The 12,210-nt window shown below is 39.1% G+C and carries 12 protein-coding genes and 1 pseudogene; 7 read left to right on the forward strand and 6 right to left on the reverse strand.

Going from position 1 to position 12,210, the window contains the following annotated elements:
• The 6 genes and pseudogenes from carB to rhlP all read left to right on the forward strand — a co-directional run.
• A pseudogene (gene carB, locus BCG07_RS17430) lies at positions 1-495 on the forward strand (carbamoyl-phosphate synthase large subunit); the annotation flags it as partial.
• A gap of 47 nt (positions 496-542) precedes the next feature.
• Positions 543-1,019: a transcription elongation factor GreA gene (gene greA, locus BCG07_RS17435; RefSeq protein WP_006792433.1), complete on the forward strand. Its 477-nt coding sequence runs from the start codon at positions 543-545 to the stop codon at positions 1,017-1,019.
• A gap of 132 nt (positions 1,020-1,151) precedes the next feature.
• Complete coding sequence (locus tag BCG07_RS17440; RefSeq protein WP_286891286.1) at positions 1,152-2,195, forward strand: S66 family peptidase; 1,044 nt, start codon at positions 1,152-1,154, stop codon at positions 2,193-2,195.
• A gap of 46 nt (positions 2,196-2,241) precedes the next feature.
• Positions 2,242-2,691, forward strand: coding sequence for a hypothetical protein (locus tag BCG07_RS17445; protein ID WP_006792435.1), 450 nt, complete (start codon positions 2,242-2,244; stop codon positions 2,689-2,691).
• Between the two features lie 307 nt (positions 2,692-2,998).
• Positions 2,999-3,343, forward strand: a complete 345-nt coding sequence (locus BCG07_RS17450; RefSeq protein WP_286891288.1) for a VOC family protein — start codon at positions 2,999-3,001, stop codon at positions 3,341-3,343.
• 12 nt (positions 3,344-3,355) lie between these two features.
• Positions 3,356-4,186 (forward strand): rhombotarget lipoprotein, encoded by an 831-nt coding sequence (gene rhlP, locus BCG07_RS17455; RefSeq protein WP_286891290.1) that lies wholly within the window; start codon positions 3,356-3,358, stop codon positions 4,184-4,186.
• 79 nt (positions 4,187-4,265) lie between these two features.
• Here rhlP and BCG07_RS17460 read toward each other — a convergent pair whose 3' ends face one another.
• From BCG07_RS17460 to BCG07_RS17475, 4 genes are all read right to left on the reverse strand, one after another.
• Positions 4,266-5,156 (reverse strand): dienelactone hydrolase family protein, encoded by an 891-nt coding sequence (locus BCG07_RS17460; RefSeq protein ID WP_006792438.1) that lies wholly within the window; start codon positions 5,154-5,156, stop codon positions 4,266-4,268.
• 104 nt (positions 5,157-5,260) lie between these two features.
• Positions 5,261-5,428 carry a hypothetical protein gene (locus BCG07_RS17465; protein WP_006792439.1) on the reverse strand — a complete coding sequence of 56 codons (168 nt, stop codon included), beginning with the start codon at positions 5,426-5,428 and terminating at the stop codon, positions 5,261-5,263.
• A gap of 139 nt (positions 5,429-5,567) precedes the next feature.
• Positions 5,568-8,717 carry an efflux RND transporter permease subunit gene (locus tag BCG07_RS17470; protein ID WP_277054319.1) on the reverse strand — a complete coding sequence of 1,050 codons (3,150 nt, stop codon included), beginning with the start codon at positions 8,715-8,717 and terminating at the stop codon, positions 5,568-5,570.
• Positions 8,714-9,895: an efflux RND transporter periplasmic adaptor subunit gene (locus tag BCG07_RS17475; RefSeq protein WP_286891293.1), complete on the reverse strand. Its 1,182-nt coding sequence runs from the start codon at positions 9,893-9,895 to the stop codon at positions 8,714-8,716. Before BCG07_RS17475 ends, BCG07_RS17470 begins: the two co-directional genes overlap by 4 nt.
• Before the next feature lie 168 nt (positions 9,896-10,063).
• On the opposite strand from BCG07_RS17475, the gene BCG07_RS17480 reads away from it, so the two are divergent.
• Positions 10,064-10,327 (forward strand): YkgJ family cysteine cluster protein, encoded by a 264-nt coding sequence (locus BCG07_RS17480; protein WP_286891295.1) that lies wholly within the window; start codon positions 10,064-10,066, stop codon positions 10,325-10,327.
• 493 nt (positions 10,328-10,820) lie between these two features.
• Here BCG07_RS17480 and BCG07_RS17485 read toward each other — a convergent pair whose 3' ends face one another.
• Positions 10,821-11,072 (reverse strand): hypothetical protein, encoded by a 252-nt coding sequence (locus BCG07_RS17485; protein WP_286891297.1) that lies wholly within the window; start codon positions 11,070-11,072, stop codon positions 10,821-10,823.
• Between the two features lie 112 nt (positions 11,073-11,184).
• Positions 11,185-11,991, reverse strand: a complete 807-nt coding sequence (locus BCG07_RS17490; protein WP_286891299.1) for a hypothetical protein — start codon at positions 11,989-11,991, stop codon at positions 11,185-11,187.
• Between the last annotated feature and the right edge of the window lie 219 nt (positions 11,992-12,210).

A 12,210-nucleotide genomic window follows, 5' to 3' on the forward strand; every position in this document is an offset into this window, starting at 1 on the left:
GAAATGCGCTCAACAGGTGAAGTAATGGGTGTTGGTGATACTTTCGCCGAAGCATTCGCAAAAGCACAATTAGGTGCAAGCAATACTTTACCACGCGGTGGTCGCGCGTTATTATCTGTTCGTAATAGCGATAAGTCACGTATTGTTGAATTAGCTAAAATCATGACTGAGTTAGGTTTTGAATTAGACGCAACAGGTGGCACAGCCAAAGCGCTTGAAGAAGCGGGTATTAACGTTCGTCGCGTAAACAAAGTTTACGAAGGTCGTCCACATATTCTTGATTACATTAAGAATAAAGAATACAGCTATATCGTTAATACCACCGAAGGTCGCCAAGCGATCGAAGATTCGAAGGTGTTACGTCGTGGTGCATTGCAAAATAAAACCAATTATACGACTACCTTGAACGCGGCATTCGCTAACTGTACTGCTAACAAAGCAGATGACCGCAGTAAAGTGGCGTCAGTTCAAGAGCTACACCTGCGATTGAACTAAGGAAATGTACCAAGGCCTAATTAGGCCTTGGTGTTAAGTGAGAAAATATGCAAACAATTCCGATGACAGTTCGTGGCGCAGATTTACTGCGTAAAGAGCTTAACGAATTAAAAACAGTTACCCGTCCTAAAATCATCGCTGATATTGCTGATGCGCGTGAACACGGTGACTTAAAAGAAAACGCTGAGTACCACGCTGCGCGTGAGCAACAGGGTTTTTGTGAAGGTCGTATTCAAGAAATTGAAGCTAAACTTTCAAATGTTCAAATAATCGACGTAACTAAAATGCCTAACACCGGTAAGGTTATTTTTGGTACCACAGTAACTATTGTTAATGTAGAAACTGATGCCGAAGTTAAATACCAAATAGTTGGCGATGATGAGGCAGATATTAAAAATAACTTAATCTCTGTTAACTCACCTATAGCTCGTGGTTTGATTGGTAAACAAATGGATGATGCAGTCACCATTAAAACACCAAAGGGCGACGTTGAATACGAAATCATTGAAGTTGAGTACCTTTAATATATCCTCACTTTAGCGTTTACATAAAAGCCGATGTGATTACATCGGTTTTTTTATGCCTTTAATAATCTCGACTTTGTTTACTTTATTGGGTACGTTAGGTTGACTATATCCTAATGATTGAGAGTACTGATGTCCTTAATTAATTTTCCTGAGCCACTTAAACCTAATGATAATATTGCAATTTGTGCGTTTTCTTCAGGTGTTGATAATCACTTTCAAACACGATTAGACACTGTGCTAAATGGTTTAAAGTCGCTAGGGTATAAAGTAATTGAAGGTAATAGTGTGAGGAAAAATATTAGCGCTAAAGATCGAGCTTTAGAGCTAATGCACTTTCTTACCGACGAAAATATAGCGGCAATTATGCCGCCATGGGGTGGAGAGCTTGCGCTAGACGTTTTGCAATATATTGACTTCAACATAGTGAAAACGGCTAAACCTAAGTGGCTAGTGGGGTTCTCTGATGTTAGTACATTAGCGTGTGTGCTCACTTCTCGTTGTGGTTGGGCAACCCTTCATACTGCTAATTTAATGCAGCTACATCCAAATGAAACTGATCATGATTGTGTAAATGTTTTTCACGTTTTAGCGCTCACCAAAGGCGAGCAATTTGAACAAGTACCTTCAACTTCATACCAAACTAAATTAATTAATTATGAGAGCGACCCTGATGCGTTGTTTGAACTTACTGAGCCAACGCAATGGCAATGTTTAAATTACAACGATGCGCGTAAATTAGAAATAACAGGCCGGCTTTTTGGCGGTTGTTTAGACACGCTTAACTTGTTGCTTGGCTCGCCTTACCTCGATTTACATCGCTTTAAACAAGAATATGCACCAGAGGGGCTTGTGCTCTTTCTAGAAAACGCAGAGTTAAGCCCAACAGCCGTAGCACGTAGTCTCATTGCATTAAAACTAAATGGCGTACTTACTGATGTAAACGGTATTATACTTGGTCGCAGTGCCGTTATTGATAGCCCCCATAAGCAGATTGATTATTACCAAGCAATAGAATTAGCACTTGGTAAATGTATTTTCCCCGTACTGTTTGATGCTGATATTGGGCATGTTGCACCTAATTTAAACTTAATTAATGGTGCAAGCTGTACGATTAACGCAGACATAAATGAAGGCAAAGTGATTAAGGCATCGCTAAGCACTAAGCTGTGTTAATTATTAAGTTTTATATCTAATGTATAGTTGAAAAGGAATCGCTAAGTTGAAAATTACGGACGCTCATTATAAAAACGGCTTTGCTTTTATTGCCGTTGTTATGTTTATCGCTTTTTTTATAATTTGGTATATAAACAATGAAATTGAAGCTTCTTTTTTGCTGTTATTTTTTGCATGCTTATCGTTTAGGTATCGATTTACCGATGAATATAAAGCTAAACATTCCCCACATAATCTAATCAAGAGAAGCGCCGGCACTATAAAAATCACAAAGCCAAATTTGAGTCGCTTTAAGTTTATATCAGATCAAGAGTCGATCGAGGTTAAGCGAATTTCTATTGTTAATATAAGTGATAATTGGTTATCAATAATTATTGACGGAAACGGCAATGGTTACGATTTTCAACTTTTAGGCTCAAAAGATGAAATTTATCAACAATTTAACTCACTGCTAAATTCAGATGAAAAAGAGAACATTGATATTAACTACGTGTAATTTATTGAGCGCTTAATACCGCGCTTGATGGTAAAAGCGATAGGGCATGTTGACCTTAGTGGCTTGAGTTTATTTAATTTAGTGGACGTGGAATAACTGCGCTATGTGAGCAGCCGAGCGGGCTAAGCAAAAGTCGAGCAATGCCTATGCGTCCATCTTACGCCCTTTAGCCTAATTTATACAGACAACAAATAGTAAATGGCTCTTAGCAAGGACAACCCTTAACCCTGAAAGTTTATTAGTCTCTAAAGTCACTTTCATAAATAAGTTATTAAGCCTTCCGCACCTAAATAATAAAAGGAAAACAATGAAAATAGATGACATCAGAGTATTTGTGCCATGTAAAAACTATCAACAATCGTGTGCATTTTATCAGGCGCTGGGCTTTAATGTTGAGCAGGCATCAGCTGATTTAAGTATTGCAACATCAGGTGAATGCAGCCTCTTTTTACAGCGTTACTACAACCAAGAATTTGCTGAAAATTTAATGCTGCAAGTGTGCGTATTAAACATAAACGAAGCTTTTAACACTATTAGTAAGTTAACTAACTTTGATATTCGCTTTGAAGGAATAAAACAAGAGCCGTGGGGTAGAGTGATTTATTTATGGGGACCATCAGGCGAGCTTTTACACGTAACTGAATTTAATTAAAAAGGAATAATAATGAAAAAAAATACGTTTTTTGTCATGTTGATGGTTTTTGTACTGACCTCATGTAGTGCGCTTGTGAGTAATAATGCAGGTAAAAATACGCGTTCTAGCAGTTTGGTTGACTTTCTTTATCCAAACGAAGATAGCCGTGCTACGTATAAACCAGAAATTCCAGTGTTAAAATTACCTGTTACAGTGGGCATTTCATTTGTGCCTTCTAAAGATTGGCGAGCAAACGCAATTGAAAGCCAAAATGAGGTAGAGTTACTCGAAAGAGTTAAAAAATCGTTTTTGCAGTACGATTACATTGACCGCATAGAAGTAATTCCAAGTACGTACCTTAAAGGTGGGGAAGGGTTTTCAGCGCTTGAACAAGTAGGGCGACTATACGATGTAGACGTGATGGCATTGATTTCTTACGATCAAGTAACGCAAACCTATGAAAATAACGCCGCATTATTGTATTGGACCATTGTAGGTATGTACGTTATTCCCGGTAACGAAAATACGATTCAAACCTTCGTCGACACTGCTGTTTTTGATATAAAAAGTAAAAAAATGCTTTTTAGAGCACCAGGCATCAGCAAGCTTGAAAAAAGAACCACCGCTATTGGTATTGACGAAACCCTCAATGAAAAGTCACTTGAAGGGTTTAATCTAGCGGTTACCGATATGAGCCTAAATTTAGATGCGGAATTAGCACGCTTTAAAACGCGGGTTAAAGAAGAAAAAATAGCAAAAATAGAGAATAAAGATGGCTCAAGCAGTGCCGGGGCGTTTAGTGTGTTTATTTTGGTTTTTATATCGCTACTTGTTTTAAAGCGCAGATATGTAAATAACTAAACATCTATATAACTAAGTCGCTAAATAATTAAATTTAAAACGCCACATTATTCAACTTATGCGGCGTTTTTTATGGTGTTTAGCTTAATTTTTCATTAAAAAACGCTAAGGTACGCTGCCAAGCAAGCTCTGCTTTTTGCTCATCATAACGCCCAGTAGAGTCGTTATGAAAACCATGATTAGCACCTTCGTACATGTGCATAGTGTACTCAACATTGTTAGCTTTTAAGCTTTTTTCATACTCAGGCCATGTGGCGTTAACGCGTTTATCAAGTTCACCTAATTGAATCAGTAAAGGGGCTTTTATATTTTTGTGTAAGCTTTCACTTGCAGGTGTGCCATAAAAGGGCACGCCCGCGCTGAGTAAGTCACTATCAACTGCGGCTAAGTAGTTAACAATATAACCCCCAAAACAAAAGCCTACGGCGCCTAATTTGCCGTTGCTGCTAGGGTGGGCTTTTAAAAAGTGAGCGGCGGCTACAAAGTCGTTTTGAATTTTAGCTCTGTCCATCGTGCGTTGCATTGCACGCCCCTCATCATCATTACCCGGATAGCCACCAAGCGGGAAAAGTGCGTCGGGGGCAAAAGCAATAAAACCTTTTTTGGCTAAGCGCCTTGCTACGTCTTTTATGTAAGGGTTTAAACCACGGTTTTCGTGAATAACTAATACAACCGGCAGTTTACCTTCAATTTTGCTAGGCACCGCTAAATAACCTTTACCCTTACCATGCCCGTTTGGCGAATCAAATTCTTCGTAGGTGGCTTTAATATCGTCATCGTTAAACGAGACTTGCTCTGCAAGTGCATAGTTAGGTAAAAGCGCGCTGGTGAGCACACTCATTGAAATCCCCAGTGCTGCAAGGCCACCTAGCTTTTTCATAAAAGTACGGCGGTCCATTAAACCATGGGCATATTCGTCGTACCAATCAAACGCTTCTTGAGGAATGTGATCTATTTGAGGTGAATTCATGGTTTTCCTTAATTGTTATGCTTTTTAATATTAAGTACCTAAACGTATCTGGTATAAAAAACGAGCACTAATTTTACTATTTAGTGTATTTTTGCCGTTAACTATTAATAAGCTGACAGGCTATGATCAACCCCCATCATAAAATCTAATCCTGCAAAGGCAAACGCTACAACAATGGCACCCAATAACATTAAATTACGGTTATTTTTTCTGTATCCAACAATGGTTAGTACTGCAAATATGATAAATAAAATAAGTTGAAATGTACCCATGGTTAATCCTTTAAGAAAGTAAACTGAGAGTCAAAATACCAGTGAAAAGGGGAAGTTAGCAAATAATAGAAGGTTATTTTTAACTATAAATAAAAAGCTCGGCATGTTGCCGAGCTTTTTTGGTTGGGGTTTTACTTAATTAGCTATTGGTCGTTGTTGGTTGGCCATCGACAATAGGGTGTTTACCACGCCACTTACGAATCATTCGTTTTGTATCTTCAAGTGCGACATACTGACACGGTATAAGAATAAGCGTAATCACGGTGGCAAATAGCACACCAAAGGCGAGTGATACTGCCATAGGTATTACAATTTGTGCCTGTAAACTCGTTTCCATAATAATAGGTAACACGCCAATAAAGGTGGTCACTGAGGTTAGCAATATAGCTCTAAAACGACGAGCTCCCGCTTGCATAACCGCTTCTTTTATAGGTACACCTTCTGCACGCGCTTTATTTACAAAGTCAACCATAACTAACGAATCGTTCACTACAATACCGGCGACCGCAATGATGCCAAACATTGAAAGGCCGCTCATGGTCATTCCTAATACCATATGACCAAACATTGCACCGACCACACCAAATGGAATAACCGACATAATGATCAATGGTTGTGAGTATGAGCGAAGCGGAATGGCTAATAATGCAAATATAATCATTAGTGAAATTGCAAAATCACGTAATTGCTCATCAGCGCTTTCCATTTCCTCTTGCACTCGACCAGCGACATTACTGGTAACACCTGGGTAATTTTGTAAAAGGGTTGGTAAATACTCGTCAGTGATTTCTTTTACAATGGCAAAAGGTTCAACTTTATCAGTATTAATGGCTGCCCATACATTAACTGTTCTGTTTGCGTTTTCACGGCGGATTCTGTTTACACCATCTACAATGTTGATTTGTGCAACTTCACTTAACGGCACTTCAACACCTGTTGGCGTGATAATACGTGTGCTGTGTATGTTACTAATAGAGTTACGTTCGTTTTCAGGGTAGCGGATCATCACTCTGATCTCTTCGCCTTCACGTAAAATACGTTGTGCCTCTAATCCGTAATAACTAAAGCTAACTTGCGATGCAACGTCTGCAAGGGTCAATCCCATGCTGTATGCAAGTGGTTTTAAATCAAGTTGCACTTCATCGGTAGCGCTTTGTAATGAGTCGTTAACATCGCCTACGCCTTCCATGCTTTGTAATTTAGTTTTTAATAACGAAGCAACTTCTTTTAGTTTGTCGGTATCTTTACCTTGCAGTCTAAAACTTACGTCGCCGTCATCTCGTCCGCCGCCAAATAAGTTATCTTCAATGGTCAACGTTTTAACGCCCGGCAATGGTGGCATTTTTTCACGCCATAATGAGCTAAGAGTGAAGGTATCAATAGGGCGTTTATCAGGTTCAATGAGCACAGCCATTAATTGCGCAGTGGTACGGCCACGAAGGCTTACCGAAAGGTCACGTATCATTTTTTGACCGTATTGTGCTTCAAGCTCTTCATCTACACTAAGAAGTACCGCTTCAATTTTTTTAGCTGTTTCAAGTGTTGCTTGCTCTGATGATTCAAGATTCATTTCTACAACCACACGCGGGAAGTCATGTTGTATTTTAGGGTTTGGTACAAATTTAACTAAACCGCCTGCAAACATGCCTGCGCTCATAATTAAAATACATATAAACCCAATAATTACGGTATAGCGATAATGAATACAGTGCCCTATGAAAGGCGTGTAGTAATTTTGAACAAACGATTTAAGGCCTTTATCAACAACCATACGCACCTTGTGCAATGGGTTTTTAGGATTAGGTTTACGTGGGTTCATTGCGGCAATATGGGCCGGTAAAATAAGTTTTGATTCAATTAACGAAAAAATTAAACACAGGATAATAACGACACCAATCGCTTTAGAAAATGCTGCGCCGGGCCCTGATGCCATAGCTTGCGGTAAAAAAGCAGCAATGGTGGTGAGTACGCCAAATGTAGCGGGCATTGCAACACGTTTAACACCACGGATTACGTTATCGAGTGAGTGGCCGTGTTTTTCTATTTCGGCACTGGCCGATTCGCCCACAACAATTGCATCGTCCACCACAATACCGAGTACAATAATAAAGGCAAACAACGACACCATATTAATGGTGATATCTAAAAAGCCTATCGGCATAAACAAAAAGGCACCTAAAAAAGAAACCGGTAAACCCATCATTACCCAAAATGCTAATCTAAGCGGTAAAAACAATGCCAACACCAGCATAACTAAAACACCACCCCATACCATGTTATCGATCATCATATCGAGACGACCTTGCAGGTAGTAGGTTAAATCAACCATAGGGGTTAGTTTTACGCCTTGTGGTAATTTAGATTCTTTTTCGGCCATGTAATTTTTAAGTACTTTGGCAACGTCGGTAATGTCTTGATCTTTAGATGCTGCAATATCAAACATTAACGAATTTTTACCATTGTATTTTGAATATAATAAGCCTTCTTCAAAACCATCGTTAATGGTGGCTACATCGCCTAAATATATTTGTGCGCCATCAGCAAGGGTAATTAAAGGCAACTGCTCAAACTCATTGCCTTTATAAGCTTGTTTTTCAACACGCATAGAAATATACCCGTTATCTGAACGGATTTGGCCAGCCGACATATTAGTTGAAAAGTTTCTTACAGCGTTTGATACATCTCTAAAAGTAAGGCCGTATTCACGCAGTTTGTCGGGGCTAATCTCAATGCCTATTTCATAATTTAAGCCGCTAAAAAAACTGACTAAATTAACACCAGGTAAAGCGAGTAATTCATCTTCTAAATCGGTACCTAGTTCTTTTAGTTGGGCATAGGTCATATCCCCATATAGTGCAATAAACATCACTTCTTGTTGAAACTTATCGCGCTGAATTATTGGTCTTTCCATACCCGCAGGAAACGAGTTTATAGAATCTACTTGGGCTTTTATTTCGTCTAAGGCTTCTTGAAGGTCGTATTTTTCTTCAATTTCAATCCATGCTTGTGCGTAGCCGCGATTAGAGTAAGTTATAAAGCGTTTAATGCCCTCTAATCCCTCTAGGTTTTCTTCAATTTTTATTGTAATGCCTTCTTCAACCTCTTGCGGTGCGGCGCCAGGGTAAACGGCTTGAACACTCACCCAGTTACTTTCAAATTGCGGAAATGCTTGCTTACGAATCGTTAAGGCTGTTAATAAACCGCCAACCAGAATAAAAATCATGATTAAATTTGCTGCAACAGGGTTGCGAGCAAACCAGGCAATTAGGCCCTTTTCAGAGGTACTCATAGGGTGTCCTCTTTAAGAGCAAGCTGTGTTACTTCACCTTGTTTGTCATCTTCATCCGTTTTAACAGCCATTCCTTCGCTTGGGTATTCTAGTGCTGAGGTAATTAACTGTTCGCCAAGTTGTAACCCTTGATCGGCTATTACCATGCCATCTTGTTCACGTACAATATTCAGTGCTTTAAAGCTTAGAGTATTGTTCGCGTTTAAAATGGCAATTTGTTTATCTTTAACAAGGTGATGCGGGACAATAATTGCGTTATCAAGGGCTCTGCCCTCAATGGTGGCATTAATGTATGAACCAAAACGTAGTGGTTTAGTGTTATCGGCGTATGGCGTTGGTAGTTGTGCAACTAAATAACTCATGCGGCTTTTTTGATCAATCACACCTTCGCTGCGCACAACTTTGGCTTGCCATGACGTTTGCTTGCCGGCAAATTCTGCATTAAGGGTAACGGTTGCACCAATGCCTCCATTGGCTAGGTACTGCATTTCGCTATCGGCTACAGGTAAACGTACTTCAGCCACCGATGTGGCACTTAATGCGCCAAAGCTACTGCCCGGGTTTACTACAGAGCCTAAGCTTATTGTGCGTGCATTAATAATAGCGTCGTATGGGGCTTTTATATAAGTGCGTTCAAGATTACGCTTTGCACGTTTAACACTGGCTTGGGCAGAGCGGTAACGCGCTAGCTTTTCGGCTAATTGCGGTTTACGTAAATAAAGCTCTGATGCAGTTGAGTCACTTGAGTCTGATTTAATACGTTCCCATTCAGCTTTTGCTACATGCGCTTGGGCACGTTCTATTTCAAGGGCTGAACTTGCTTGAGCAAGGCCTGCTTGTGCTTCAATAAAATCGGCTTCGTAATCATTTGGATCAATTCGTGCTAAAATGTCGCCTTGTTTTACAAATGCACCTTCAACAAATTCATCTGCTACGGAAATAACTTGGCCACTTACTTGTGCAATTAGCTCGGTACGGTCTTTAGGTTTTACAACCCCGTACGATTTTACGTCGAGTGTTATTGCATCAATGTTGACTGTTTGCGCAGCAACCAGTGGACGAGTATCTTGCGCTGGTTTTTCTTCAGGCGGGGTTTTCATATTTGAAAAGCCAATTGCCAGTGCAATTCCGGCAGCTAAAACTGCGATTGGAAGAACAATTTGTTTTTTAGTAGCCACAAGGCATTCCTTCATAAAAGTGGTGATAGGGCAATAATACGCAATAAAGTGTTTACAAGGCGTTTGAAGATGTAACAAAGCATTACATATGTGTATTACAAATAAATATTTGGCTCTAAAAAGGAGTCTGTATTGTTAAATATGTGGTTAATTTAAACTGAGGGTGTTATGAAAACAGAGCCAATGACGTGTCGATTAGGCTGCGGTGCATGTTGTATTGCGCCAAGTATTAGCTCGCCAATACCGGGTATGCCAAATGGCAAAAAGGCCGGAGAACGTTGTATTCAGCTAGATGAGCGCAATTTATGTAAGTTATTTGGTGATGAGTCTCGACCAAAAGTATGCAGTGATTTTAGTGCCACAGTTGATGTGTGTGGGTCAACTAATGCAGAGGCTCTAGCGCTTATCACGGAGCTTGAGCAATTAACTTAGTTAGTGTGTTCAATACACACATAGTTACATTTAACTACTACCGAGTAACTTTTTTAAGTTATTAAAAGCTGCGCTTTTCACGCGAGCGAGCTCTGCGTCTACTACAAATGTGAAGTTATACGGCTATTTTATAGACGTAAAGCATGCTTACGTTACTGGCAAAGCATGTAAAAGTGATTTATTTACAAAGAGGGTAAGAGGCGCTGCGCTTTTAGAGTAGTCATTAGCTTAAAGTCTTTTGGCTTTTATTTTCCTCATTCATTTCTCTTTGTGCCATATGTTTTTTCTTTGCCAGAATAAAACGAATACGTTTAACTTGATGGATGAAACCATTAAGTGAACGATTCACAAAGAGGGTAAGAGGCGCTTCGCTTTTAGAGCAAAGGCTAATTGAATAAGTCTTAACTAACCTATCAGATTTAATTTTTTATTATGATCAAATCTGACAGTCGCATACGTGCCACTTGTGGACACTCATAACTTTAGTCACTTGTTATAAGCCATCTTTAGCACCATGCGTAAACGGTAAAAACTTGGGGGCATAACCTGTAAATACAATATGCCCAGATATATATGACATGCCAAACGTCACAACACCTAAAAGCCAAATAATATGATCATATGGTTCTGCGAACGCAAAAGTTACAGTAGCTAAAATAGCAAACAATGAAAGTACAAAGATGAAACCCGATAGAACCCTAAACGGAGTTCTAACTTTTGCTAATTGTTCCCTTGGTAAACTCATATCTTCCCTCGTCTTTTAACGCTTACAATAACGCGAAAAACCGAGTGCTTTGGCACGAGGTGCCAGCGAGGATTTTTTCCAATGAGCGAAGCGAATTCTGTTAATTGTTTTGTTAGTTTCCATTTTCACCAAACTTATTCAACAACTTTTCAGTTAGCATTTGCGCCTGTTCAATATCTTGAAATTCCATATTTTGATGAATACGCTGCTTGATAAAATCTAATTTCAAGTAAATATCGTTATCCTCTACTATTTTTAACCCAAAGTCTGCATATGCTATGACTTTTAAATAGTTTGGGTTTCCAGTGTCAGGATCGTAATTTTGATACTCTTTTACCAGCCTTAATATTGACTGCTCTCCACCAGTCAAAGCAACACTTTCGGAAAGGCGGTATTTCAATTTATTAAATTTAACTCTTTGCTTTATTGTGTCTTCTCTGCTTAATTCATCTAAGCCTTTACTTTGAAAATATTCTCTATCCGAAACAGCCCATAACTCTGCTACGGCATTATCGGAACCTAATTCAATTGCTTTAAAAAGTAATTCAACAAAATCATCAGATATAAAATTAAATTGTGAACAGCGCTCAAAACGAGACAAAACCTCTTCGATATACTCGTAGGGCTCACCCACCTCATTTACTTTGCTCATCCATTTATCAAGTTCATCTTGAGTTTTGGGTATTGCGCTGCAACGACGTATTTCTTTTGCTTCAAGTAAGTATTCTTCTGCTGATGCAAGTTCACTAACACCTATATCAGTTTCAATCGTTGATTCTTCTTTGCGCTTTAAGTCTTTAGAAACAGCATTTTCACTATCATTTTTATCGCTAAACTTTTCAATTTCACTATGTTCTTTTGTAATAAAATAGAAAACAACTAAGGCCAAAATTGATATAGCAAGAGCAAATTTTTTCACGAAACCTCGACAGGAAACTAGACATAATGACTCCCACACGGTGTTAGCCTCCGCTTTTCGTGGGTTAGCTTAATTCAAAGCCAGAGCCATAATTAGTTTGTCAATTAACTAAACAGCAGAGGCTAACATGAATAAACATAGCATACTTTTTATCGGTCTTGATACACATAAAGAATTCAATGAAGTTGCCTATATTGAAGAACATAGAGGTGCGCAACC

This window comes from Pseudoalteromonas sp. ESRF-bin5, from assembly GCF_002632075.1.
Taxonomy (GTDB): domain Bacteria; phylum Pseudomonadota; class Gammaproteobacteria; order Enterobacterales; family Alteromonadaceae; genus Pseudoalteromonas; species Pseudoalteromonas marina.

Coding starts and splice junctions, on each gene's coding strand:
- greA (WP_006792433.1), top strand. CDS start 543: ATGCAAACAATTCCGATGACAGTTCGTGGCGCAGATTTACTGCGTAAA.
- BCG07_RS17440 (WP_286891286.1), top strand. CDS start 1,152: ATGTCCTTAATTAATTTTCCTGAGCCACTTAAACCTAATGATAATATT.
- BCG07_RS17450 (WP_286891288.1), top strand. CDS start 2,999: ATGAAAATAGATGACATCAGAGTATTTGTGCCATGTAAAAACTATCAA.
- rhlP (WP_286891290.1), top strand. CDS start 3,356: ATGAAAAAAAATACGTTTTTTGTCATGTTGATGGTTTTTGTACTGACC.
- BCG07_RS17460 (WP_006792438.1), bottom strand. CDS start 5,156: ATGAATTCACCTCAAATAGATCACATTCCTCAAGAAGCGTTTGATTGG.
- BCG07_RS17465 (WP_006792439.1), bottom strand. CDS start 5,428: ATGGGTACATTTCAACTTATTTTATTTATCATATTTGCAGTACTAACC.
- BCG07_RS17470 (WP_277054319.1), bottom strand. CDS start 8,717: ATGAGTACCTCTGAAAAGGGCCTAATTGCCTGGTTTGCTCGCAACCCT.
- BCG07_RS17480 (WP_286891295.1), top strand. CDS start 10,064: ATGAAAACAGAGCCAATGACGTGTCGATTAGGCTGCGGTGCATGTTGT.
- BCG07_RS17485 (WP_286891297.1), bottom strand. CDS start 11,072: ATGAGTTTACCAAGGGAACAATTAGCAAAAGTTAGAACTCCGTTTAGG.